This window comes from Vibrio sp. PID23_8 (assembly GCF_003584965.1).
In the GTDB taxonomy this organism is placed as follows: Bacteria; Pseudomonadota; Gammaproteobacteria; order Enterobacterales; family Vibrionaceae; genus Vibrio.
In genome coordinates this window covers 43,336-68,811 of record NZ_LIXE01000008.1, presented here as the reverse complement: position 1 = coordinate 68,811, position 25,476 = coordinate 43,336, and the positions used below count along the sequence as shown (strand labels likewise).

21 protein-coding genes, 1 tRNA gene and 3 pseudogenes are annotated in these 25,476 nt (G+C 45.5%); 15 read left to right on the top strand and 10 right to left on the bottom strand.

Going from position 1 to position 25,476, the window contains the following annotated elements:
• The first annotated feature begins 21 nt into the window (after positions 1-21).
• Both AK966_RS13960 and AK966_RS13955 read left to right on the top strand, forming a co-directional pair.
• Positions 22-507 (top strand): acyl-CoA thioesterase, encoded by a 486-nt coding sequence (locus AK966_RS13960; RefSeq protein ID WP_099080382.1) that lies wholly within the window; start codon positions 22-24, stop codon positions 505-507.
• A gap of 140 nt (positions 508-647) precedes the next feature.
• On the top strand, positions 648-893 hold the full coding sequence (locus AK966_RS13955; protein ID WP_099080383.1) for a hypothetical protein: 246 nt from the start codon (positions 648-650) through the stop codon (positions 891-893).
• 434 nt (positions 894-1,327) lie between these two features.
• Here AK966_RS13955 and malG read toward each other — a convergent pair whose 3' ends face one another.
• The 3 genes from malG to malE all read right to left on the bottom strand — a co-directional run bounded on the left by malG (position 1,328) and on the right by malE (position 5,063).
• Positions 1,328-2,218 (bottom strand): maltose ABC transporter permease MalG, encoded by an 891-nt coding sequence (gene malG, locus AK966_RS13950; RefSeq protein WP_099080384.1) that lies wholly within the window; start codon positions 2,216-2,218, stop codon positions 1,328-1,330.
• 12 nt (positions 2,219-2,230) lie between these two features.
• A complete protein-coding gene (gene malF, locus AK966_RS13945) occupies positions 2,231-3,805 on the bottom strand; it encodes a maltose ABC transporter permease MalF (protein ID WP_119464370.1) in 1,575 nt (524 codons plus the stop codon).
• A 79-nt stretch (positions 3,806-3,884) separates the two neighbouring features.
• Positions 3,885-5,063: a maltose/maltodextrin ABC transporter substrate-binding protein MalE gene (malE, locus tag AK966_RS13940; RefSeq protein WP_099080386.1), complete on the bottom strand. Its 1,179-nt coding sequence runs from the start codon at positions 5,061-5,063 to the stop codon at positions 3,885-3,887.
• Between the two features lie 667 nt (positions 5,064-5,730).
• Between malE and malK the strand changes: the two genes are divergently transcribed.
• The 6 genes and pseudogenes from malK to AK966_RS13910 all read left to right on the top strand — a co-directional run bounded on the left by malK (position 5,731) and on the right by AK966_RS13910 (position 11,183).
• The gene (malK, locus tag AK966_RS13935; RefSeq protein WP_099080387.1) at positions 5,731-6,849 is read left to right on the top strand and encodes a maltose/maltodextrin ABC transporter ATP-binding protein MalK; all 1,119 of its coding nucleotides are present in this window, start codon (positions 5,731-5,733) and stop codon (positions 6,847-6,849) included.
• Positions 6,850-7,001: 152 nt separating this feature from the next.
• Positions 7,002-7,322 carry a N(4)-acetylcytidine aminohydrolase gene (yqfB, locus tag AK966_RS13930; protein ID WP_099080388.1) on the top strand — a complete coding sequence of 107 codons (321 nt, stop codon included), beginning with the start codon at positions 7,002-7,004 and terminating at the stop codon, positions 7,320-7,322.
• A 49-nt stretch (positions 7,323-7,371) separates the two neighbouring features.
• On the top strand, positions 7,372-7,959 hold the full coding sequence (locus AK966_RS13925) for a TetR/AcrR family transcriptional regulator (RefSeq protein ID WP_099080389.1): 588 nt from the start codon (positions 7,372-7,374) through the stop codon (positions 7,957-7,959).
• 100 nt (positions 7,960-8,059) lie between these two features.
• Complete coding sequence (locus tag AK966_RS13920; RefSeq protein WP_119464369.1) at positions 8,060-9,091, top strand: NADP-dependent oxidoreductase; 1,032 nt, start codon at positions 8,060-8,062, stop codon at positions 9,089-9,091.
• 67 nt (positions 9,092-9,158) lie between these two features.
• Positions 9,159-9,440: pseudogene (locus tag AK966_RS13915) on the top strand (glutathione S-transferase); the annotation flags it as partial.
• A 307-nt stretch (positions 9,441-9,747) separates the two neighbouring features.
• Positions 9,748-11,183: pseudogene (locus AK966_RS13910) on the top strand (catalase).
• A gap of 181 nt (positions 11,184-11,364) precedes the next feature.
• Here AK966_RS13910 and AK966_RS13905 read toward each other — a convergent pair.
• Positions 11,365-12,243, bottom strand: coding sequence for an NAD(P)-dependent oxidoreductase (locus AK966_RS13905; protein WP_119464368.1), 879 nt, complete (start codon positions 12,241-12,243; stop codon positions 11,365-11,367).
• 126 nt (positions 12,244-12,369) lie between these two features.
• Here AK966_RS13905 and AK966_RS13900 point away from each other — a divergent pair.
• A tRNA-Pro gene (locus AK966_RS13900) sits at positions 12,370-12,446 on the top strand.
• 271 nt (positions 12,447-12,717) lie between these two features.
• On the opposite strand, the gene AK966_RS13895 is transcribed toward AK966_RS13900, so the two are convergent.
• From AK966_RS13895 to AK966_RS13885, 3 genes are all read right to left on the bottom strand, one after another.
• Positions 12,718-13,236 carry an RNA methyltransferase gene (locus tag AK966_RS13895; RefSeq protein WP_099080393.1) on the bottom strand — a complete coding sequence of 173 codons (519 nt, stop codon included), beginning with the start codon at positions 13,234-13,236 and terminating at the stop codon, positions 12,718-12,720.
• A 328-nt stretch (positions 13,237-13,564) separates the two neighbouring features.
• Positions 13,565-14,260 carry a VC0807 family protein gene (locus tag AK966_RS13890; RefSeq protein WP_099080394.1) on the bottom strand — a complete coding sequence of 232 codons (696 nt, stop codon included), beginning with the start codon at positions 14,258-14,260 and terminating at the stop codon, positions 13,565-13,567.
• A gap of 295 nt (positions 14,261-14,555) precedes the next feature.
• Entirely contained in the window at positions 14,556-14,948 is a 393-nt protein-coding gene (locus AK966_RS13885; RefSeq protein ID WP_099080395.1) for a hypothetical protein, read from the bottom strand.
• A 168-nt stretch (positions 14,949-15,116) separates the two neighbouring features.
• Between AK966_RS13885 and AK966_RS13880 the strand changes: the two genes are divergently transcribed.
• On the top strand, positions 15,117-15,404 hold the full coding sequence (locus AK966_RS13880) for a hypothetical protein (protein ID WP_253252704.1): 288 nt from the start codon (positions 15,117-15,119) through the stop codon (positions 15,402-15,404).
• Between the two features lie 157 nt (positions 15,405-15,561).
• Here the strand turns inward: AK966_RS13880 and AK966_RS13875 are convergent, their stop codons facing one another.
• The gene (locus tag AK966_RS13875; RefSeq protein ID WP_172438164.1) at positions 15,562-15,942 is read right to left on the bottom strand and encodes a hypothetical protein; all 381 of its coding nucleotides are present in this window, start codon (positions 15,940-15,942) and stop codon (positions 15,562-15,564) included.
• A gap of 177 nt (positions 15,943-16,119) precedes the next feature.
• Positions 16,120-16,320, bottom strand: a pseudogene (locus AK966_RS20195) (4Fe-4S binding protein); the annotation flags it as partial.
• A 192-nt stretch (positions 16,321-16,512) separates the two neighbouring features.
• Between AK966_RS20195 and AK966_RS13865 the strand changes: the two are divergent.
• From AK966_RS13865 to AK966_RS13845, 5 genes are all read left to right on the top strand, one after another.
• Positions 16,513-16,956 carry a hypothetical protein gene (locus tag AK966_RS13865; protein ID WP_119464367.1) on the top strand — a complete coding sequence of 148 codons (444 nt, stop codon included), beginning with the start codon at positions 16,513-16,515 and terminating at the stop codon, positions 16,954-16,956.
• 137 nt (positions 16,957-17,093) lie between these two features.
• The gene (locus AK966_RS13860; protein ID WP_172438166.1) at positions 17,094-18,485 is read left to right on the top strand and encodes a TolC family protein; all 1,392 of its coding nucleotides are present in this window, start codon (positions 17,094-17,096) and stop codon (positions 18,483-18,485) included.
• Positions 18,486-18,586: 101 nt separating this feature from the next.
• Positions 18,587-20,299, top strand: coding sequence for an efflux RND transporter periplasmic adaptor subunit (locus AK966_RS13855; protein ID WP_172438167.1), 1,713 nt, complete (start codon positions 18,587-18,589; stop codon positions 20,297-20,299).
• Positions 20,296-23,439 carry an efflux RND transporter permease subunit gene (locus AK966_RS13850; protein ID WP_119464366.1) on the top strand — a complete coding sequence of 1,048 codons (3,144 nt, stop codon included), beginning with the start codon at positions 20,296-20,298 and terminating at the stop codon, positions 23,437-23,439. Before AK966_RS13855 ends, AK966_RS13850 begins: the two co-directional genes overlap by 4 nt.
• A gap of 73 nt (positions 23,440-23,512) precedes the next feature.
• Positions 23,513-24,073 (top strand): cupredoxin family protein, encoded by a 561-nt coding sequence (locus AK966_RS13845; protein WP_099080399.1) that lies wholly within the window; start codon positions 23,513-23,515, stop codon positions 24,071-24,073.
• Positions 24,074-24,115: 42 nt separating this feature from the next.
• Here AK966_RS13845 and AK966_RS13840 read toward each other — a convergent pair whose 3' ends face one another.
• The gene (locus tag AK966_RS13840) at positions 24,116-25,447 is read right to left on the bottom strand and encodes a ferric reductase-like transmembrane domain-containing protein (RefSeq protein WP_119464365.1); all 1,332 of its coding nucleotides are present in this window, start codon (positions 25,445-25,447) and stop codon (positions 24,116-24,118) included.
• Between the last annotated feature and the right edge of the window lie 29 nt (positions 25,448-25,476).

Genomic DNA, 25,476 nt, shown 5'->3' with positions numbered 1-25,476 from the left:
CAACGCACAAAGGAATGACAGATGAGCAGTGGTCAAAGAGACATTACCCTTCGTTTTCTAGCGGAACCCGGGGACGTAAATTTCGGTGGTAAGGTGCACGGCGGTGCAGTCATGAAGTGGATCGACTTAGCGGCCTATGCCTGCAGCGCAGCTTGGAGTGGCAAATACTGCATTACCGCGTATGCTGGAGGGATTCGCTTTGTCGCTCCGATTCACGTGGGTAACCTGGTAGAAGTCAGCGCTAAGGTTATTTATACGGGACGAAGCTCTATGCACATCGCAATTGATGTTCAAGCCTGCGATCCTAAAAAGATGAAAAATCGCTTAACCACTCATTGCATCGTGATCATGGTTGCCGTTGATGAAAATGGCAAACCTATCGACGTACCTAAATGGATTCCTGAGTCCGATGAGGATAAAGCGCTCGAACAGTCAGCGATTCGCTTAATGAACATGCGCAAAGAAATTGGCGAAGAGATGGAAGCGCACGTTAAATACCCAAAATGATTCCTTTCAGCGCAAACTGATTCCCCATCATGCATGAAGCAATGTCATCGTTGCTTCATTTGCTTGCGCTCTGTCATAAATATTTCACTTTGTTTTGCTTAAATTCCATCACTATTCTGGCGTTGTATAGAGTTTGGATCTTGAGATTGAAGAACACCACATTGAGTGAAGTGACACTCTCCAATTTAAAATCCGTTGAATACCAATGGGTCAGAACCATGTATGTCGAAGGCTACAACGAAGCTGAAATCAACCACTACATTCAAGCTTGCTTTGGTGGCGATGTTACTTTCGCGGATCTATTTCGCCGCGTTGCGCTTCAGAAAGAGAGTTTATATACACTGCTTCAATACGTCGGATGCGCACCTTCCAGTCGTGAGTTTTAGATTGTTCTACATTTAAACCCAAGGCAACTCGCTGCTTAACCCTTCCTACTGGTTAGACTCCCTTCCCAAGGCACAATCCATATTGGTATTATCCCTTCACCTCAGAATATCCCTACATTATTTATGTGAAGTGAGACGCATGGCCTATCTCTGTCTCTCTGTATACTCCATTACAAAATCGCTAGGCTATCTCTACATTTTCGATACGCATAAAAAACCTGAGTCGTGACTCAGGTTATGGTTACAAAAACTGTTAGTGATTAAAACGTAAGGAACTAAGCTAACAGCCAGCTATGCGTAACGCCAATAAAGCCTGATATTACTGATCGGCGGCCAAACCAAAGAGCGTAATATCAAAGCTATATATAAGGGCGACCATTGGTCGCCCTTTTCTTTTTATTCTTTCAGTTCATACTTAACGACCAAATTAAGTATTAACCTTTGACACCACCAGCGGTTAGGCCACCAACCAACCAGCGCTGTGCAAGCAAGAATACTGCTGTAATTGGCACTGCTGAAAGTACCGCAGCGGCTGCAAAGTCACCCCACAAATAGTTTTGTGGGTAGAGGTATTGTTGCATGCCAACAGCAAGAGTGTATGAGTTTACATCAGATAGCAGCAGCGACGCTACAGGAACTTCGCCTATCACCATGATAAATGAAAGAATAAACACTACTGCTAAGATTGGTACAGACAGTGGAAGCAATACTAGACGGAATGCTTGCCAAGGCGTCGCACCATCGAGTGCTGCTGCTTCTTCTAAAGAAGAGTCAATACTTTCAAAGTAACCTTTAATCGTCCACACATGCAGAGCGATACCGCCTAGGTAAGCAAAAATCAAACCACCATGCGTATTCAAGCCTAAGAATGGGATGTATTGTCCAAGCTTGTCAAACAGTGCGTATAGAGCAACCAGAGCCAGTACCGCTGGGAACATTTGGAAGATCATCATCGCCTTAAGGATGGTGTTTTTACCTTTAAACTTCATACGTGCAAACGCATAAGCTGAAGTTGTCGATAACGCCACAATCAAAATAGCCGAAATGCCCCCAACTTTAACGGAGTTCCAAAGCCATGTCATAACCGGGAACGGTGGTGGCGTAATCGAACCATCCGCATTGGTCACGGATATTCCTAGTGCTAATTTCCAGTGATCTAATGTCGGGTTATCAGGGATCAAACTGCCCGTTGCAAAGTTACCCTCACGGAATGAAATCGCGATGATCATCAATAACGGGAAAATGATCAGTGATAGAAACGCCCACATTGCGATATGTGTAGCCCAAACACGGTATTTTAATGACTTACCTTGTACCATTGCCATTGTTCTGTCTCCTTAATCTTGAGCTACTTTAGTTACACGAAGGTTTAGAAGAGCCAATGCGCCCACTAACAAGAAGATCAACGTTGCGACTGCACTTGCCAGACCAAAATCTTGGCCACCAGCACCTTCAAACGCGATGCGGTACGTGTAGCTTACAAGTAGATCCGTGTAACCTGCTGGTTCAGATGTACCAATCATGTTCGGACCACCACCCGTCAATAGCTGGATAAGTACGAAGTTATTGAAGTTAAATGCAAAGCTTGCAATCAGTAATGGAGTCAGTGGCTTCAGCATCATAGGTAGAGTGATGCGAGTGAAGTTGGTGATGAAGTTGGCACCGTCGATAGCTGACGCTTCATATAAGTCATCAGGAATCGCCTTAAGCAGCCCCATACATAGAATCATCATGTAAGGGAATCCCAACCATGTGTTCACCACAAGAATCATTGTTTTCGCCATGAACGGGTCTGAGAACCACGCAGGACTAATACCAAACAGCCCTTCAAGTAGCATATTTATCTCACCAAAGCTTTGGTTGAAGAGGCCTTTAAAAATCAAGATTGAGATAAACGCTGGTACCGCATATGGCAGGATAAGCAAAAGTCGGTAAACAGCACGGCCTTTCAGTGCTTCCCATTGAACAACACTGGCAAGAACTAAACCAATAACAAGCGTAAATAATACCGTTAAAGCAGAAAATATAATCGTCCAAATAAAGATGCTGATGAATGGTTCTTTAATGCCATCATCCTTCCAGACACGCTCAAAATTATGTGTGCCAATATTCACAACAAAGCCCGGAGAAACCGTATTGCCGACAAACTGCCCATTTTCATCTACAGGCTGATAGTAGCCAACTTCCATATTTGGACGCAGTGTTTCGTTGGTACGGTTGTTGTATAGCGTTTCACCATCGTTTTGTAGCGTATATAGAGGTACCACAGCAGCAAACTTACGCAGGCCACTCATACGGATATCATCACCGTCTGGAAAATGTAGGTCTACGCCACTTAATGCACTGCGGTTCTTAACGATAGTCTTGATTGGCTCCTTCTCACCCGTAACTTCCGTGATTGGCACTAGATCAAGATCCGTTGCAGAGAAGCCTTGTAACTGGAAGGTAGGCGTCGCTAAAAGCTCTTCGCCTTTCTTAACCACAATTTGATATCCCTGCTCAGTCTTATACAGAGTAAACGGGTAGCTATCACCACTTTGGTATGTTCTGTCTAGCAGCACAGTCTGTGCACGGTCAAAGGAGAGTTGATTTTTTGCGCTGTAGTTAGTAAACGCTAACCCTATAGTATATGCCAATGGGAAAAGGATGAATAAAATCATCCCAGCGATACCCGGGTAGATATATCGGTGAGCGTAGGTCTTTTTACTACCAAAGATATACAGTGCTAAAGCGGTAAGAAGAAGCGTAAGTAACGCAAACGCAATCTCACCACGAGAATACATAAGAATTGTTGCGTAGCCATTAATAATGCCGACTGTGCCTAATAGTGCCCACTTGATAAACACTTTTTTGCTGCTCGGAAGGTTGGCTTCTGGTGCTGTCATAGCATTTGTACCTTGAACTGACTGCATAGGGAACCTGCTAGCGAATAGAGAATAAATATAGAAAAGTAAGGAGGAGTTACCCCCTCCTTAAAAGGGTATTACTGAATTATTTTGTCATTTGTTTTTCTGCGTCAGCCAGAGCTGCGTCAACGGATTGGCGACCATCAACAACATTGATGATAGCGTTTTTAGCTGCACCCCAGAACGCGTTCATTTGTGGAATGTTTGGCATGATTTCGCCGTTCATCGCGTTGTCCATTGTTGCCGCGATACGAGCATCTGAATCTAGCTCACGTTGGAACGAGTTAAGCGCTACCGCACCTAGTGGCTTATCACTGTTAACCATACGTAGGCCATCGTTTGTTAGTAGGTAGTTCTCAATGAACTCCACTGCTAGGTCTTTGTTTGGTGATGCCGTACTGATGCCTGCTGTTAGAACACCAACGAATGGCTTAGAAGATTGGCCTTGGAACTTAGGAAGCGTAGTTACGCCGTAGTTCACGCCAGACTTCTCGATGTTGCCCCATGACCATGGACCATTGATAGTCATCGCTGCAGTACCTTGGTTAAATGCAGACTCAGATACTGAGTAGTCCATATCAGCAGAGATCACGCCTTTGTCTACTAGACCTTTAACGAAGTTCATTGCATCTTTCACGCCTTCGTTTGCGATACCAGCGTCTTGCACGTCGTAACCGTCAGAGGTGTATTTGAACGCATAACCGCCATCAGCTGCCATTAGTGGCCACGTGAAGTACGGTTCTTTTAGGTTCCACATGATTGCAGACTTACCGTCTTTCTTAAGTTTCGCGTCTAGCGCTGCCACTTCTTCCCAAGTCTTAGGTGGGTTTGGAACAAGATCTTTGTTGTAGATTAGAGATAAAGACTCAACTGCTACAGGATAGCCAATCAGCTTGCCATCGTAGCGTACTGCATCCCATGCAAAATCAACGATGCCTTCTTGGATTTCTTTAGATGGTTTAATTTCAGCTAGTAGACCTGCTTCCGCGTAGCCACCAAAGCGATCGTGAGCCCAGAATACGATATCAGGACCATCACCTGTCGCTGCAGTTTGAGGGAACTTGTCTTGTAGCGCATCTGGATGAGCCACTGTTACTTTAATACCAGTGTCTTCTTCAAACTTCTTACCAACTTCTGCAAGGCCATTGTAACCCTTGTCACCGTTGATCCAGATAGTGAGTTGTCCTTCCTCGATAGCAGCATTTGCACCAAAAGAACCCAGTGCAACAAGAGTACCTAGTGCTGCAGCGCTTAATTTTTTCATGTTCGTATCCTTTTTATATTTTTGATGTAGGGCTAGTCCATTGAGGTTCAGCCATATTTCGACACATATCATCTGAAATTATCTATTGTGTCTCATCCTCCTAACCCCTACGCCCTTGCCATTATGACGTATTTTCGTGATCTGAATCGCCAAGGGTTGGGGACTCAAATCACAAAATGAACACTTCCTGTGATCAGATTCAACTTTAGGCCATGCAATAATGTGATTTCTGCCCAAATCATTCATTACGCGTATTTTTCTACTCCTCCCTGCCTACTCCCCCTACATTTATTTTGTTTGGGAGGATGTCGCATTGAGCACGATCTTAGAAACTGCAGCCATCCAATAATGGATGGTAAGAACCCTTTCCCAGCATTCCCTACCCTGTAGGTTATAGATTTGCTGGTTTGCATTGCCATACGAGTGGTATGTCATTATTAGTGTTGTTTGTGGTAATTAATTCACGGGGGAGACGATACGAATAATGTGGGGGAGATACACTCGTATTTGGCTAGGAGGGGTAGTGTTCCTATTTATGACATTTTGAACATTACCCTATTTTTCTTACCACCATTAATAACTTACCAATTCCTACTGTTACTGCTCGCGAGATAACTCATATAATGATGAGCGGTAAATAATAAAAAATTGATCGAGGACGAGCTACATGGCGAGTGTCACGTTAAAAAATGTTTGTAAAGCGTATGGCGACGTACTGATTTCTAAAAACGTAGACCTAGAGATCAACGAAGGTGAGTTCGTTGTCTTCGTAGGTCCATCTGGTTGTGGTAAATCTACCCTACTACGTTGTATTGCTGGTCTTGAAGACATTACTTCGGGTGATTTGTATATTGGTGACCAACGCATGAACGATGTAGAGCCATCCAAACGTGGTGTTGGTATGGTTTTCCAATCCTATGCGCTATACCCACACCTTAACCTCTATGACAACATGTCATTTGGTCTAAAACTGGCTAAAGCTGACAAAAAAGAGATCGATAAGCGCGTTGAACACGCTGCAGAAATTCTTCAACTTGGTCACCTACTAGAGCGTCAACCAAAAGCACTTTCTGGCGGTCAACGTCAACGTGTTGCTATCGGCCGTACACTGGTGTCTCAGCCAAATGTATTCCTTCTTGATGAACCACTTTCCAACCTGGATGCTGCATTGCGCGTTAACATGCGTGCACAAATCACTAAGCTGCAACGCCAGTTAGGCTGTACCATGATCTATGTCACGCACGATCAGGTAGAAGCGATGACAATGGCAGATAAAATTGTAGTTCTAGACGGTGGTTTCGTATCACAGGTTGGTAAGCCATTGGAGCTATACCACTATCCACAAAACCGTTTCGTTGCTGGTTTTATTGGCTCACCAAAAATGAACTTCATGAGTGTGTTCATTGATGAAGTCGAAGCTGAGCGCGTTAAAGTTCAACTGTCTAACGGTGTGTCTTTCTGGATCCCTGTCGATGGCACCACCGTTAATCGTGGCGATCGTATGTCTCTAGGTGTTCGTCCTGAGCATCTAGTAACGGCAAACGAAGCGGATGCAACGATTAAAGGCGAAGTCATGATTGTCGAGAAATTGGGTAACGAAACTCAGGTATACCTAAACTTAGAAGGCGCAGATGCTGACGTGATTTTCCGTCAACCAGATACATTAGCCGTCGACACGGGTGACAAACTGGAAATTGGCATTCCTGCACACCGTTGTCACCTATTCCACAGCGATGGGCGCGCTTGCCGACGCCTATACAAAGAAAACGGCATCGAGATCGAATAAACACGGTTGCTTGCTACCAATCCCTCTCAATCGAGAGGGATTTTTTTGTTTGAGAAAGTGAAAAATAGAAGCTTGGGGCGGCACTCTTTTGGATATTTTTCTTTAATAGCGAGATATAATTGACGTAAATAAACCCATAATGAGTACTAACCATGTCTTCACATCCAACCGAAATTACTTTTTTCGAGTTCCTCACTCCGCTGATCACAGCGGGTAAAAAGACCATCACTATCCGCGACGAATCAGAAAGTCACTATGTGCCAAATACAGAAGTCGAAGTCTTTACTTTAGAGACTAATCGCAAGGTATGTAACATTCGAATACTGTCAGTAGAACCATTGAATTTCGACGACATCAACGAGTTCCACGCCGAACAAGAAGCCATTGAGCTACCAAAACTGAAAGAGCTGATCCGTGAGATCTATCCAAATATTGATGAACTTTATGTGATTGAGTACGAGTTGATCAAATAACACCCAGGAAAAGCTAGGCGACTGGTCTAATTTTGTTTATGGTAGATTCATGAACGCAAAAACGAACGATACTCGTCAACACATCTTAGATGTCGGCTACCAATTGGTCGTCGCCAAAGGCTTTACTAGCGTAGGGTTATCCGAATTGCTCAAAGTAGCGGATGTACCCAAGGGTTCTTTCTATCACTACTTTAAGTCGAAAGAACAATTTGGCGAGGCTTTAATTGAAGCTTACTTCACGCGTTATCTTAAGATGATAAAGGTTCACTTTTCAGAAAGTGATGGCTCTGGTTGTGATCGTATACTCAGTTACTTTGAACGTTGGATGGCGATCGAAAATGGCCAATGCAACGCCAACAAATGCCTGGTCGTAAAGTTGAGCGCTGAGGTTTCCGATCTGTCTGATGCAATGCGGATTAAACTCGCCAACGGCGCAAGTCAGGTTGTGAAAGCCATTGAAGAGTGTATTCAAATTGGTTTAAACGATGGCTCTATTCAGGTAGCGTCTGCAGAAGAAACCGCCCACTTGCTCTATCACCAATGGATTGGCGCGAGTTTGCTGAATAAGCTGTATCTAGATCGCTCGGGTTTACAATGTAGCTTTAAAAGCACACAAAATATGTTAAAAGCTGAATAATCAGCCACACTTAATCCGCCTTCTCTTTAATCAAAAAGTACGGCGGATTTTTTAGGAATCAATACTAGACGACTGGTCTAATAACTACTAAGGACACAACATGACTCAATCACTGAACCGTCAAATCGTTCTCGCCAATCGCCCTGTGGGCTCTCCAGTTCAAAGTAACTTTCGATTAGAGCAAACGGCTATCCCTACCCCAAGCAAGGGCGAAGTGCTTTTGCGCAGCGTGTACCTATCTCTAGACCCGTATATGCGTGGACGTATGAGTGACGCGAAGTCTTACGCCGATCCAGTTGAAATCAACGATGTGATGGTTGGGGGGACGGTGTGTCAGGTTGCCGCTTCTCAGCATCCAGATTACCAACAAGGCGAGTGGGTGGTGGCTTACACGGGTTGGCAGGATTACGCACTTTCTGATGGTGAAGGCCTGTTTAAACTCGGTAACGAGCCGACTCACCCGTCTTACGCGCTTGGCGTGCTGGGTATGCCGGGCTTTACCGCTTATGTGGGCCTGCTTGAAATCGGTCAGCCAAAAGTCGGTGACACTCTGGTTGTGGCAGCTGCGACTGGCGCTGTAGGCTCGATAGTTGGTCAAATAGGTAAGCTGAAAGGCTGCCGTGTGATTGGTGTTGCAGGCAGCGCAGAGAAGTGCCAGTACGCAAAAGAAACATTGGGCTTTGATGAGTGTCTGGATCATACCGCAGAAGACTTTGCCGAGCAGTTAGCTGCAACTTGCGACAAAGGCATCGATGTCTACTTTGAAAACGTAGGCGGAAAAGTGTTTGATGCCGTATTGCCTCTGCTTAACGTCGGTGCTCGCGTTCCACTTTGTGGTTTAATTTCTCAATACAATGCCACTTCACTGCCAGAGGGCCCAGATCGCATGTCGCTGCTAATGGGCAACATTCTGGTTAAACGCATCAAAATGCAAGGCTTCATCATTTTTGATCACTATGAGCAAAATTATTCAAACTTCGTCAAAGACGTTAGCCACTGGGTAGCAGAGGGAAAAATTCACTACCGTGAACACTTAGTTCAGGGGTTAGAAAATGCACCAGAAGCTTTTATTGGTCTCCTTGAAGGCAAAAACTTTGGCAAGTTGGTTATACAAACGAATCAACCGCTTTAAATAAAAGGAATGTTCAATGATCAAGCTACATCACCTAAACCAATCTCGTTCAAAACGAATCATATAGATGTTTGTTGCTAAAGATAGCGCGCAAACAAACTTTCTAGCCGACTATGCCGATGCAGAAATGATGAAAGTGAGGAGCTACGTTGATCAAAGCCTAGAAAGGAAAACTTGCTTTATTGAAGAACGCCTGACTGGTGCGAATTTCATGATGTCGTTTGTTGTCGATGTCCTAAACAAATTCGGCATGATTGACCGCTTCTCTAATATTCAGCGTTATGGCGCACAACTTTCGACTCATCCTTCTTTTCACAAGGCAGAAGAGCTTGAAGTGAAATTCGGTTAATTCATTTTTACCGCTCAATCGATTGAGAATTTCTGTCTATTGTGAACGATTTAAAATAGGCAGCAATTTTTCTCACAAACCACTATTAAATGTTATTTTTAATCCATACAACAAACAATGTTAATTGACAGTAAGTTATTACTTAACAATCACTTAATGCGTACGTGATACCTATCACACTTGCTATTAATGATAGTTTTCATTATCATTATCATTATCATTATCATTATCATCGCTATTCTCCTCGCATAATTTTCGGATTCATCCAAAAGACAAGATTTATCATCACTATTGCAAGGAAATTTAAATGAGCAAGAAACTGACGACAGCAGCAGGTTGCCCTGTTGCACATAACCAAAATGTTATGACTGCTGGCCCACGCGGTCCTCAATTATTACAAGATGTTTGGTTCCTTGAAAAATTGGCACACTTTGATCGTGAAGTGATCCCAGAGCGTCGTATGCACGCAAAAGGTTCTGGTGCTTACGGTACGTTCACAGTAACTCACGACATCACAAAATACACTCGCGCTAAGATCTTCTCTGACATCGGGAAAAAAACAGAACTATTCGCTCGCTTCACTACAGTAGCTGGTGAGCGCGGTGCCGCAGACGCAGAACGCGACATCCGTGGTTTCGCACTAAAATTCTACACAGAAGAAGGTAACTGGGACTTAGTTGGTAACAACACGCCTGTATTCTTCCTACGTGACCCACTAAAATTCCCAGATCTAAACCACGCAGTAAACGCGACCCTCGCACTAACATGCGCAGCTCTACCAGCAACTGGGATTTCTGGACATCACTACCAGAGGCTTTCCATCAAGTGACCATCGTAATGAGTGACCGTGGTATCCCAGCGTCTTATCGTCACATGCATGGTTTTGGTAGCCATACGTTCAGCTTTATCAACGCAGAAAACGAGCGTTACTGGGTGAAATTCCACTTCAAAACTCAGCAAGGCATCAAAAACCTAACTGATCAAGAGGCAGAAGCGATCATAGGGAAAGACCGTGAAAGCCACCATCGTGACCTTTACGAAGCGATTGAACGTCAAGACTTCCCTAAATGGAAGATGTACGTACAGATCATGCCTGAGCTTGAAGCCGATGAAGTCAACTTCAACCCATTCGACCTAACACGTGTATGGTCTCAAAAAGATTACCCATTGATCCCCATTGGTGAATTTGAACTAAACCGTAACCCAGAAAACTTCTACGCAGAAGTTGAACAATCAGCGTTCAACCCAGCAGCTGTCGTACCGGGTATCGGATTCTCTCCAGACAAGATGCTGCAAGGCCGTTTGTTCGCTTACGGCGATGCTCAGCGTTACCGTTTAGGTGTGAACCACCATCAAATCCCTGTGAACGCTCCTCGTTGCCCTGTTCACAGCTACCACCGCGACGGCGCGATGCGAGTTGATGGTAACTTTGGCTCAACATTGGGCTACGAGCCAAACTACAAACAAGAATGGGCAGAGCAACCAGACTACTCTGAGCCACCACTACGTATCAACGGCAACGCTGATCACTACGATCACCGTGTAGACGAAGACTACTTCAGCCAAGCGGGTGAGCTATTCCGCCTGATGAACGAAGAACAACGTCAAACTCTGTTCGACAACACGGCTCGTGCAATGGACGGCGTGCCTGATTTCATCCAACAGCGCCACGTTCAACACGCTTACCAAGCAGACGAAGCGTACGGCAAAGGTCTTGAGATTGCGCTAGGCTTAAACAAGTAAGCGAACGCTGCAAGTATCACACTGTGTGACTAACAGACATAAAAAAGGAGGTGCCCTAAGGCACCTCCTGATTTCAAATCACTAATCACAATCAATGCTCAAGGAGATTCATTATGATCAACTTAGATTTCTTTAAGCTCTTTGATACCCAAGAACTGTTTATCTATTACTGATTCATCAACTACTGATTTTTAGCTACCGCTTTGATCAGTACTGATGTATCCATGCGACCTAAACCATCGCGTTGAAGGTCTGCGTATTGCTCATCCACTTTCTTAGTCAGTGGAAGGTCTAAACCCACTCGCTCTGCTTCTTGCAAACAGAAGCCTAGATCTTTGCGCATCCAGTCGATTGCAAAACCAAAATCAAACTTACCTTCCGCCATGGTATTTGCACGGTTTTCCATCTGCCATGAACCTGCGGCGCCGTGTTTCAGTGTTTCAACCACTTGGGCAATGTCCAAGCCTGATTTTTGTGCCAGCAGCAAAGCTTCACTTAGACCTTGTAGCACGCCACCAATACAAATTTGGTTTACCATCTTACAGCGTTGGCCTTGGCCGTTTTCACCCAGTAGTGTCATCTGCTTCGCGTACACGTCCATCGCTGGAGACACGCGATCGAAAATACTTTGCTCACCACCACACATGATGGTTAGTACGCCGTTTTCTGCGCCCGCTTGACCACCAGAAACCGGTGCATCAATGAAGTGATTGCCGTATTGAGCGCACGCTTCGGCAAGCTCTACCGCCAAGTCAGCAGATGTCGTCGTGTGGTCAACCAACACTGCACCCGCGTTTAAGCCAACCAAGATGCCCTCTTCACCGTATACGACGCTGCGTACATCATCGTCGTTGCCAACACAAGTAAAGACAATGTCACAACCTTCGGCAGCTTCACGTGGTGTCTCACACGCTACGCCTTGGTATTCTTCAGCCCACTTATCTGCCTTAGCTTTGGTACGGTTGTACACTTTGGTTTCAAAGCCCGCTTTACTTAAGTAACTAGCCATTGGGTATCCCATAACACCCAGACCGATAAACGCTACTCGTAGTTTATCCATTGCAAGACTCCTGAATTCGAATTAGTTTCGTTTTGAAGTATGTTACTAAAGAATTCAAATCATTACCTGCAATTTATGTAAAAACCTAGTTGACTTTCGCCGGACAGATTATTAACGTTTACACATCGGACTGTAGCGCAGCTTGGTAGCGCACCGTCATGGGGTGTCGGGGGTCGCTGGTTCAAATCCAGTCAGTCCGACCATTTTCAATTCCCCCCTCATGATTTCCGCAATATCAGCACACAGTATCTAAATCGCACTTCTCTAACTTTTTAGTGCGCCAAAAGATAGCATTCACTCCTCTGTCTCACTTTATCAAGCCTATGTGACCTCAGCTCGGGATAATCTAAGCCATTCAGCACAGTGATGAGCCAATATTTTGTGAATGGTAACGCGTTGCGAACAGAGAACCTCAGAGCAAAAAAAAGCCTCGCAACGGCGAAGCATTATAGGTTTCATGTGATTCAGTTTCAGTTAAGCGTTCGCTTTCACTTTTAATCGATTTTTATTGTCTCGGTTAGCAATGACTTGTTGATGGTCATCTATTGAACCTAACGTTTTCGCTAAACGGTCATACAAGACAACATTAACGGTCGCGGCAAGATTCATGCAGCCCGTGGTAGGGACATACACAACGTGATGCGCTTGATCGACCACATCTTGTGGCAATGAACCGTCTTCAGGTCCAAACACATACACCGCTTTCTTGGGATGAGTAAAGTGCGGAAGCGCCACTGCGCCAACGGCCAATTCTACGCATACAATTTCTACATCGCTTTCTAACTCAGCGGTAAGATCGTCCATCTCGACCAATCCAATACGTTCATGCATGTTTTTGGTGTCTGTTTGGAATTTTACGGCGCGATTATAACGAGTACCGTTATAGCGTACCTGTGTGGCGTCATAACAGCCCGCAGCACGCATAACAGCGCCAACGTTAGTTGGATTTTTCGGGTTGTGCAGGCCAATAATGACCGTTGGCTGTGTTGTCATTGCTTGTGTTCTACTTCTACGTTTGAATATTGAATCGAAACGGTGGATTATGGACCTAATGTGGTCGAAGTACTATCGCTAGATCACAATATTTGCCCGCGATTATTCCAATATGTCAAACCATCTCCATCGCTAACAGAGAAGATGACTGATAGTGAGTCTGGCCTTCCTTGGTTTTATTTCTGTGCAGCTTTTCATCAATGGAGAAAGTTGGTCTTGGGTCCAAGGCATACGAATATAATTGGTATTCATCTAAGAGCAATTGTAACCAAAAGAGCAGAGATAAATCCCTGCTCTTTTTCTTTAAATCAAAGCATTAACACTCAAATTACTTAGTATGAAAAATCTGCTCGGTCTCGAGAGACGTCATTGCTCGAACTTGACGCCAAATGTAATAAAAAATACCAAACATCATCAACATACTTGGAATTGCAATGATAGGGTAACTGTAAAGTGTCAACTTACCCAACTCTTCATTGAACGCTACTGTGCCTGCTGGGCTGGTGACAATCCAGGTTGCTAAGAAGTAATTCATTGCTGAAGAAAACGCAAATGTGCTAGCAAATAGATAATTTGATGACATCAAGCAACGCTCGAACTCCTCAGTTCGGCCGCGCGCGCTCAAGCGTTCCTTGATCAAAGAAAGGTTTAACACCGTATCATTCAGGAGCATCTTCTGCATGAAAGGATAACGTGTAAACGTTGAACCCAACACAGCTAAACCAATAAGGCCAGGAATCAGAGCCTCTTTCAGCGCCAACCAGCGCGTATCGAGTTCTAATAAACCAATGCCACCCGTTAATAGAACACTAACAAAGCCAAGTGCAGAGATGAAGTTAAACTTCTTGTTACGGATAAGATCCATACCACCGTAAACAATAGGAAATAGCAAAGCGACAACGAGTGCCATCGCGGTTCCTAAATGCTCATCGCCACTGAACTTCATCAATATGAAAGAAGGGATGAATACGTTAAAAAGGATCTCGAAGAGAGGATTCGACTTTTTCGCGGTTGTGTTGTTCATAATTTCCTACTGAATCTACTATAACCCCAAAAGGCGGGTTGCCTTGAGATTAAGTGGGCATATCTGTTACTTGTTTACTTTGAGGTGAAGTGTTCACCGCTTAGCGCCAGATGTAAAGGGTTAAAGCCTCGAGTTATGTAACGACTTATGAAATAGACGAGCAAACGACACGTTAACTCGCTGTACGCAAAAGGAAATGCGCCTTAGCTATGATGTAAATGTTGTTATAACAAACGTTTAGAGAGGGATTCGCATGGCGTTGCTCAGCACTTAAACGGTCGTCGTGTCACATCCACTACTTGTAACTGTCTGGCAATAGGGCGTGGCCAGCGTACTCTGTCAAATAGACGAGCGCATCAATGACGCGGATAGGCGTTAACAGGTTATCTTCGTTACAGTTATCTAATTCAAATGTAAGGTAAATGCGACCAAATTCCACCTTTAGAAATAGGTTTCCTTGGGGGGCTCTATCTTGGGTTAAAGCAAACACGCCAACACCGATAAAGTGCGAGCTTTTCAGATTTCTAGTCGCGTAGATATCACACTTCAGCTGGTGTGCGAGCGTTAAGAAATCGAGAAGTAGATTAATTTGATCGTCTGAAACGTTATCTAGTGCTTTTATATGCGGTTCTTTGCAGAAACGCTCTAAATAGCTCATCATTTCGTCGATATCGTTGTTAAATAGCATCGTAGGCCGCCCGTATTGTAAGGCTTGCGATTGTACCTTTAGAGCAACAACATACAAAGCGTTTAAATTGGCCTCGGCAGCGACATTGCGGAGGCTCCCTCACCATCGATCTTCCGTGCGGCTTTTGATGCGGTCAGCCACTCTCGCGTCCGTGAAGAAGGCGTTGATGTGATGCAACCTGCCTCACAGCATGGTACGCCGAGTTCACGAATCAGCTTTGTGGAAGCATTTTGGATGCCGACTGCCGGGGGCGCACAAGTATTAGATGCGAAGACTGGTCTGCTAGCGAAAAACCATCACTACGATGCCATCGTGGTCGAGGCGAACAAAGATGTTGGCAACCTTCACATTTGGTCGGAGTTTGATTCACCAAAAGACATTCTAGAAAAGATCATCTGCCTGGCTCAAAAAGAGAACGTGAAATGCGTTTGGGTTCAAGATAAGTTGATTATTTAGATATAATAAAAACTTATCGGTCACACCTACCTTAGTCCCTGTAACACACCTAGGTGACTTCAACATGCAGGGCTCTGGACGTATTGCCTTAGGCATATACCCAAGCAACCCAAGATGCTTGGGTAAACCAATAAGCGCCTCCCACTTCGAGGCGTTTTTATTGAAACGAGTAATACTCACCTAACGAGCAATCATGCAAATCAGAAATAACGTAACTTCTCAGCGAATTGATTTTGAAATTAAAAACCACATATTTACAAACATTGCGATTGCTTTCGCTGTAAGTGATATACCCTTCACTATAAGCACGTTGACCGTCGTTAGAGGTGATGTCTGCCGCCAATTCTAAATACGCTTTATGGGCATTAACGCGCTTCATCATCTCATATACATCGAGCCACTCTTCTCGGTTTGCCATTTGAATCAACATAGATTCTGCTTGGGTTTCCAACCTTTGTGGGTAAACATAAAAACGCTCATACGCTAAGTAAGCACTCACCAAGATAAGGATTAACACTGCTGATGTCGTTCTTTTCATGCAAGTTGGCTCTTATCGTTATAAAGATTCTGAGGATCTCTCAGGCTAGATATATACCCGAGTCACCTCAAGATGCTTGTGTATAAGAGTTTAGGGTAAGGAATTGACCCAAATAACAAGCGACGGTCAGAGTCAGTCAATTTCATGACAAACCGCTATCTTCCAAAAAATGACCATCGAATCGCCCATCAAGGTTAAACCATTTTTATTCGAACCAAAGTGGGGACGATCGTCGGGACGCAAAGCTGGTCAACCTTGCTTATCGCACACAAAGTTCAGTACACCGTGCACGGCTTTATCGCGGCACGCTTAGATGCACTGACCACAGCTAATGCAGTGGTTAGCATCAAACTCGATAAACTCAGAGCTACGGTCCATAACCTTGGTTTCTTTTCTGATACGTAAGCTTCATGCGCAGACATATCTGCATCTGCGGCATGGCGTTTAAGCTGGCGAAACGTGTTCACTTCAGTCAATAGGAAGCAAAAATTAATTAAATCTTGACCTTACCCTAAGGTTAACCTTTAAAATAGAAAGGCTTTCATCATTTTCATCAAAACGGGAAAAGGTATGCACTTAAAGTCGCTGCATACAATTTGGTTAACTCTCTTTACTGCGCTGGTACTTTTGGTATCGAGTGTGGCTAATAGTGAGCCTTTGATGAACATCCAAATGATGTCAAACGGCAAGATGAATCATGGACATTCTATGATGAAGAGCGACAGTGAGCACTGTGACATGCCCGAAATAATGGGCGTTGCTATGACAGAAGTTTCAATGACAGACGCTCCCTTAGTAGAAAATAGTGACGCAAAAGAAACCAGCATGAACTGCGGAGGCAGTTCCGGTATGGTTCACACCTGCTGCACAACCGCATGCACAATCGTGTTTGTTCCCCTGCCTATTCCTGTCAATAGTCCAATGCCTACCGTTTATCGTGCAGCCATTACTCCCGAATTCGCTTCCCCTGTCGTGCATATCAGCCGCGACCTGTACAGGCCCCCTATAGTTTAAGTCAGTCAAGCATTCGACCCTGCGTGTATCTCGCAGGTTGTTTTAATGCGCCCGAGCGATGGTGTAAGACTGGCTTACTGTTCCCGCTTTAACTCAAGTCTTCCCCCTATCGATCCGGCGAACACTGGATTTAGATTATGGATTTCAAACCATACCGCCTAACTGCACCTATTTTAGTCATGGCTCTAGTTTCTGCGCCGACCTTAGTTAATGCAGCAAGCACAAAAACTAAAGTAGCAGGATCTACCGCGTTAAATATGCGTGCTTCAAACGACAAGCTCACGCAGCTAATTAATGTGGCCTTGAGTAACGATGGCAATCGCCAACAATACTCGGCGCAATCTACTGCCATGCGTGAAACGGGCATTGCAAGCTCAACCTTGATGGATCCCAAACTGAAAGTGGGCTTCGGTGGCTTACCTGTCGACAGTTTCAAGTTCGATGAAGACCCAATGACCAACATCTCCGTTGGATTAATGCAGCAGTTTGAGCGTGGCTCGACGCTCGACCTTCAACAGAAGAAAGCCAATCAACAAGCCGATGGACTTGGGCTTCAAGTACATGCTCGTGAGCTTGAGGTTGCCAACAGCATGACTCAACTTTGGCTAGAGCTTGGCTATCAGCAACAAGCTGAGCAAATCTTGCGAGAAAACCGTAAGTTGATGAAGGAAATGGAAAGCTTTATTCAAACCAACTACTCGATTGGCAAGAGTGAAGCGCAAGATCTACTCAACTCACAACTCCAAGTAAGCAAACTGGACGAGAAACTGCAAGCCAATGCGCAAATGCAACGTCGTCTTATTTCTCAACTATCCGAATGGTTGGGTTCAGACTGGTTAGCGAACGAGCAGGCTCTGCATGCAAGTAATCAACTGAACTGGGACACACTCAATAACAAACTTGCGTCCAGTCTTGATTCGACTAAGCACTACCAACAACTCCGCCAGCACCCAATGGTTAAAATGGCAGATGTGAGTATTTCTACCAATAAAACTCAGGTCGAAATTGCTGAGCAAGCCTACAACCCTCAGTTTGGTGTCGAAGTGATGTACGCTTATCGTCAAGCCAACAATATGAAGGGCGAGCCAGCGTCAGACTTGGTCAGCGCTTATCTAACCATGGACATTCCTTTGTTCACCGGTGACCGTCAAGATCGCAATCTTGCCGCTGCTCAGTACCAAGTTGGCGCTGCACAATCACAAAAAGACACCTTATTGACGCAAATGAACGCCAAAGTGAACACTTTGTTAGTTGATCGCGGCAACCTAACCCAGCGTCTAGAACGTTATCAATCCACCTTATTACCTCAAGCAAAAGCGCGCATTCAAGCTGTGGAGCGAGGTTACCAAAACAACACCGCGCAGTTTAACGATGTGATTTCTGCCACGACTGATGAGTTGGCATTACAGCTAGAGCAACAACGTCTGTTGACCGATCTCAACATCGCAAACAGCAATTTAGCCACCCTACTCGGCGGCTTCGACTATCAAGTAGCTTCCCCTGAAGCTCGCTCTATCTCGGCATATTAATTTGTAATTCCCCAACGCGATTGGGGCTGCAGCGATATGACAAACAAGAGCAATCGAAAACACTGTAGTGTCAAATGAAAACGGGAAAATAAGGTATAAAAATGAAAACATTACAAGTAGCAACCATCGCACTGATTGTTGGTGGAGCTTTAGGGTTTGGTGCGAATCATTTTCTTGTGGGTTCAACTCATGACATGAGTGCAATGGGTGGCGAATCGGCTACCAGTTCCAACGACCCTCTCTACTGGGTTGCTCCAATGGATCCAAACTACAAACGCGACAAACCGGGCAAATCTCCGATGGGGATGGACTTGATCCCTGTTTACGCTGAAGACTTAACTGGCGAACAAAATAAACCAGGGACAGTTACGATTGATCCGTCAGTAGAAAATAACCTTGGTGTAAAAACCGCAAAAGTAACGCTGGAAAAATTATCACCGCGCATTGAGACCGTCGGCTATATCGCCTTCGATGAAAGCCTGTTGTGGCAAACCAACGTGCGTGTTGCTGGTTGGGTTGAGAAACTCTACATCAATGCCGTCGGTGAAAAAGTGAAGAAAGGCGATGTGCTTTTCACCCTGTATTCACCAGAGTTGGTTAAGGCACAAGAAGAATTGCTGAATGCTTACCGCACTGGTCGCAACGGTTTAGTAAAAGGTGCAACAGAGCGTTTGGTGACGCTTGGTGTAGACCGTGGTCAAATAAAATCCATTAGGCGCAGCGGAAAAGCCTCTCAATCCATTGAAATTAAAGCACCGGCTGACGGTGTTATTGCAAGCCTAAACGTGCGTGAAGGTGGCTACCTATCCCCAGCACAAGCGGTGATCAGTGCTGGTCCATTGGACAATGTTTGGGTTGATGGGGAAGTCTTTGAGCGCCAAGCACACTGGATAAAAGCTGGCTCTCAAGCCACGATGACCCTGGATGCGATTCCGGGAAATGAATGGCAAGGCGTGGTGGATTACGTGTACCCAATCCTCGACCCGAAAACACGTACGTTGCGGGTTCGCCTTAAATTTCCTAACCCAAATGGCGCATTAAAGCCAAACATGTTTGCCAACATCGCATTGCAGCCTGTTACTGAAGACGCGGTATTAACCATTCCTAAATCATCCGTTATTCGTTCTGGTGGCATGACTCGCGTGGTTCTGGCAGAAGGTGACGGCAAATACCGCTCTGCCCGAATTGAAGTAGGCCGCGAAGATGGTGAGCAAATCGAAGTATTACAAGGCCTTAAACAAGACGACAAGATTGTCACCTCATCACACTTCATGCTCGATTCTGAATCAAGCCAATCCGCGGATCTCTCTCGCATCAACGGTGTAGAGCCTGCAGCAGAAACTGCTTGGGCAAAAGGTGAAATCACCGATGTGATGGAAGAACACAGTATGCTGACCATTAACCACCAACCTGTACCTGAATGGGGTTGGCCTGGCATGGTAATGAACTTCACTCTTGCTGAGGGCATCGATATCGGTGACTTAAAAAAAGGTCAATCCATTGAATTTGAAATGCAAAAGACTGAATCTGGTCAGTACCAAATCATTGATTACAAATCGGACAAGAGCGTCATTGCAACAGAAGTCTGGCTAACAGGTGACATCACTATGTTGATGGCAGACTTTGGCATGATCACCTTAAATCACCTGCCCGTTGCTGATTGGAACTGGGATGCAGGCGAGATGAACTTCTCCGTTGGTGACGAAGTGGATTTATCTGGCTTTAAAGAAGGCCAGAAAGTTCGATTTCTATTGGAAAAACAAGGGACTGACTACGTTCTGAAGCAACTAGTGGCCGTTGAGGGGCAATTATGATCAATGCCATTATTCGTTGGTCAATCAACAACCGCTTCTTCGTGTTGATCGCGACCTTAGCCCTGGTATTAGGCGGACTTTACAGTGTAAAGAATACGCCTGTTGATGCGATTCCGGACCTTTCTGATGTGCAAGTGATCATCAAGACAAGCTACCCGGGTCAAGCTCCTCAAGTAGTGGAAGATCAGGTTACCTACCCACTAACAACCGCAATGCTTGCCGTACCGGGAGCAGAAACGGTTCGTGGTTACTCTTTCTTTGGCGATTCCTATGTTTATATCATTTTCAACGATGATACCGACATGTACTGGGCACGTTCACGCGTGTTGGAGTACTTAAGCCAGGTAGCACCAAAGCTACCACCGAGCGCAAAACCGACCTTAGGTCCTGACGCGACCGGTGTGGGCTGGGTTTACAGCTACGTTTTACAAGACAAAGCCGGTAAGCACGATTTAGCCGATCTTCGTAGTCTACAAGACTGGTTCTTAAAGTACGAATTGCAAACCGTTGAAGGCGTATCGGAAGTGGCCACCGTAGGAGGCATGGTGAAGCAGTATCAAGTGCAAATTGATCCTGCCAAGCTGCGAGCTTACAACCTCACGCTACAACAAGTGAACATGGCAATCCAAAACGGTAACCAAGAAACCGGCGCGTCCGTAATTGAAGTAGCCGAAGCCGAACACATGGTTCGTACCACGGGTTACCTAACCAGCATCGAAGACATTAAATCGCTCCCTCTGAAAGTCACCGACAAAGGCACGCCACTACTATTGGGTGATATTGCAGACATTAACCTTGGCCCACAGATGCGTCGTGGTATCTCAGAGCTGAATGGCGAAGGTGAAGCCGTTGGCGGCGTTATCGTGATGCGCTTTGGTGAGAACGCAAGTGAGGTAATCGCAAAAGTTAAAGACAAACTCGCAGACCTACAACGCGGTCTACCAGAAGGTGTTGAAATTGTTGCAACTTATGACCGTTCGACTCTGATAAATGCTGCGGTAGAAAACCTATGGAAGAAGCTTGCAGAAGAGTTCATCGTCGTTGCGATTGTGTGTGCACTATTCCTATTCCACATTCGCTCCTCGTTGGTTATCGCTCTTAGCCTGCCGGTCGGTATTCTTACTGCGTTTATCGTAATGCATTGGCAAGGCATTAATGCCAATATCATGTCCCTCGGTGGTATCGCGATTGCCATCGGCGCCATGGTGGATGGTGCAATAGTAATGATAGAGAACGTCCACAAGCACATAGAACGAACACCACTGACCGATAAAAACCGCTGGCAAGTGATTGGCACAGCGGCTGAAGAAGTCGGTGCCCCGCTTTTCTTCTCATTGCTGATCATTACCCTGAGCTTCGTGCCCGTATTTGCCTTAGAAGGTCAAGAAGGCAAGATGTTCTCTCCGCTTGCGTTCACTAAGACTTACGCCATGGCAGCGGCCGCTGGTTTGGCTATCACGCTTGTTCCTGTACTCATGGGTTACTTCATTCGCGGTAAGGTGTTACCGGAGCACAAAAACCCGGTAAACCGTGGCTTGGTCGCATTGTACCGACCACTGTTGAACACCAGTCTGAAATACCCTAAGACCATGATTGTTATCGCCTTAGGTTTGATGGCATCGGCTTACTACCCCACCAGCAAGCTGGGCAGCGAATTCATCCCCCCCCTGGATGAAGGCGACTTGATGTATATGCCGACAACCTATCCGGGTATCTCGATTGGTAAAGCACGTGAGCTTCTACAACAAACCAATAAGCTAATCAAAACCGTCCCAGAAGTACAAACGGTATGGGGCAAAATTGGTCGTGCAGAAACCGCAACTGACCCTGCACCGCTGACCATGATTGAAACCGTGATTCAACTCAAACCTCGCGAACAGTGGCGTGACAGCGTCACAATGGAATCGTTGCGCAAAGAGTTTGATGATCTGGTGAAATTCCCAGGCTTAACCAACGCGTGGGTAATGCCAATCAAAACGCGTATCGACATGCTGGCGACCGGCATCAAGACCCCTATCGGCATTAAGATCGCAGGCCCTGATCTAAAAGTGATTGAAAAGATCGGCTCTCAGTTGGAACCTATTCTTAACAGCGTACAAGGCACGGCTTCTGTTTACGCAGAGCGTGTAGCGGGCGGCCGCTATGTCACAATCGATATTAAGCGTCGTGCGGCAGCACGTTACGGCTTAAACATCAAAGACGTCCAGCAAGTTATCTCCACCGCAGTAGGCGGCATGAATGTGGGTGAAACTATCGAAGGCTTGGAGCGTTATCCAATCAATGTTCGCTACCCACAAGACTACCGTGACTCGGTAGTTAAACTGCAAAACTTACCGTTAGTCACACCAAATGGCGCTCGTATCGCATTGGCTGACGTTGCAGACATCCATTACGAAGACGGCCCTCCAATGATCAAGACTGAAAACGCGCGCCCAAACGGTTGGGTGTTTGTTGACATCGATGGTCGTGACTTGGGCTCTTACGTCGTGGAAGCGCAACAAGTCGTGGCAGGGCAACTAGAACTTCCTGTAGGTTACTCGCTTGCTTGGTCTGGTCAATACGAATACATGGAGCGTGCAAAAGACCGCTTGAGTGTCGTGGTCCCAATCACCATCGCCATCATTATGTTGTTGCTTTACTTCAGCTTCCGTCGCGTCGGTGAAGTGATGATCATCATGCTTACCCTACCGCTCGCTATGGTGGGTGGTTTGTGGCTAATGCATATCCTCAACTACAACTTCTCGATTGCCGTCGGAGTGGGCTTTATCGCTCTTGCCGGTGTCGCAGTTGAAATTGGGGTCATCATGCTCGTGTATCTCAACCAAGCTTGGTACTACAAAAAGCTCGACGCAGAAGAGAACAAGCAACAACTTGAGGCGAAAGACCTAACCGATGCCATTCGTGAAGGTGCTGGCTTACGTGTTCGCCCTGTAATGATGACGGTACTGACGGTCATTATTGGTCTGATCCCAATCATGTACGGTGAAGGCACAGGGTCAGAAGTGATGCAACGTATCGCCGCGCCAATGATTGGTGGTATGGCATCGGCACTGCTACTGACGCTATTAGTACTGCCAGCCATCTTCAAATTATGGAAACAACATGAACTGAATAAAAGCGAACTAAACAAACGTTCGTAATTAACGCCCTCCCCCCGAAGTCCGAGCACTTCGGGGGAGGTCACCGACTTAGATGCTACAAAGGATATTCACAATGAAAAAAACACTCATTACTCTAGCGCTCACTCTAACAACGACCGGCGCTTTCGCTCAAATGGACCATTCCAATATGGATCATAATAATATGAGCCACGATAATATGGATCATGGCAGCATGAATCATGGTGAAATGGACCACAGCAAAATGGATCACTCCAACATGATGGACATGCCCGGGATGTCCACTGTTGGTATGCCAGCGATGGGAGCAAAACCAGACAAAGTCGTACACGTTATTTTGAGCGATGACATGACGATTAAGTTCAAGAAAGACGTTAAGATTGAGCCAAATGACGTGGTGCAATTTGTGGTAATGAACACAGGTAAAATCAATCACGAATTCAGCATCGGCTCAGCGAAAGAACAATTAGAACACCGTGAAATGATGAAGAACATGAGCGGCGACCACATGCACGACTCAGGTAACGCTGTCACGGTTGAACCGGGCAAAGCAAAACAGCTGCTGTGGCATTTCCACGGCGACAGTAACGTTGAATTTGCGTGCAACATTCCAGGTCATGCGGAAGCTGGCATGGTCAAAAAAATAGAACTCTAGAGAATAAAAAAGAGGCGCAAATTTTACAGCGCCTCTGTTTCTTTAACGCATCACGAATAGCTCTTCGTGATAACGCTTTTCAATATCGAATTGGTACGTATCTAGCTCTTTTTTCAGTGTTTTTGAAAAAGCTTCTGGCCCGCAGAAATACGTTTCATACTGATCCAAATCACCGCATTGTGCGATGATACGTTCAGCATTCAAACGAGGTGATTTCAACGTATCAATCACGTGCAATTTGACGTTTGCTTGGTGCGCTAAGTGCCACAGTTCATCGACCAACTGGCCGTCAATACCACGAGTACAGTAGAACAGATGAATATTGGGATGCGCTATTTGTGCTTTCAGCTCCTCTAAAGCCGCGAAGAAAGAAGCAATCCCCACGCCACCAGCGATCCAGATTTGTGGTTGGTCTAAATCAAACTCTAAACGACCATAAGGGCCTTCAACCATCACCACATCGCCTGCTCGGACTCGCTCATAAAGCCCAGTGGTAAAGTCACCTAGCTCTTTAATTAAGAAACGTAACTCGTTGCTTTCACTACCTGATACGATGGTAAACGGATGAGCATCTTCATCTCCAAAACGTAAGTAAGCAAATTGACCCGCTTTATGGCCTTGCCAAGAAGCTTCCGGTGTTAAAACCAATTCCATGACTTCCGCTTGCGAGAAATAACGTGTAGAAGCCACAATCGCCGAGTATTTGCTACGGCGTCCGACAAAACCAAGCAAACTATATAGCGCAGCGATAGAGCCAATCACAGCAAAACCAACGGTCAAATAGTAAATAGGCTCCCCCCAGTACGCGCGTTTCAACAGCAGTACGGAATGGACAGCGGTTAGCAGATACGCCACAGACATCAAGCGGTGTGAGAGTTTAAATGGTTTGTACTTCACTGCACTCCATAAAGAAACCAAAAGCAAAACCAATAGCATGTAGAAGCCCCATTCACCCATGCCTTGAGCAAGGTCCCGCAAACCATGAATCCAAGCCTCGATACCAGAGAGGTTACCCGCAGGGCCTTCACCTGAATGTTTTACCGGTCTAGCCGTTACACCTGATATTACCAACCATTTTGGCACTTGATACCAAAGCCAGTGTGCAACACCCAATGCGACACTACTAATGCCCAGCCATTTGTGAACTCGATAAGCTTTGTCCATACCATGCAGCCAATTTTCAACGACAGGTAAGCGCATCGCTAATATCATGGCGATAGACATCAGCATCAGCGACAAAATACCTGAGTATTGGATTAGGGCAGAACGCCATTCAAAGAGATTCGTTGACGAGAAAAGTTGCGGCTCCATCGCAAACCATAATACGGACATCACGGCAATCATTACCCAAATAATATTGCGGACTGTTTTCATGATTGGTTACTCGGTTAGTTAACAACTTT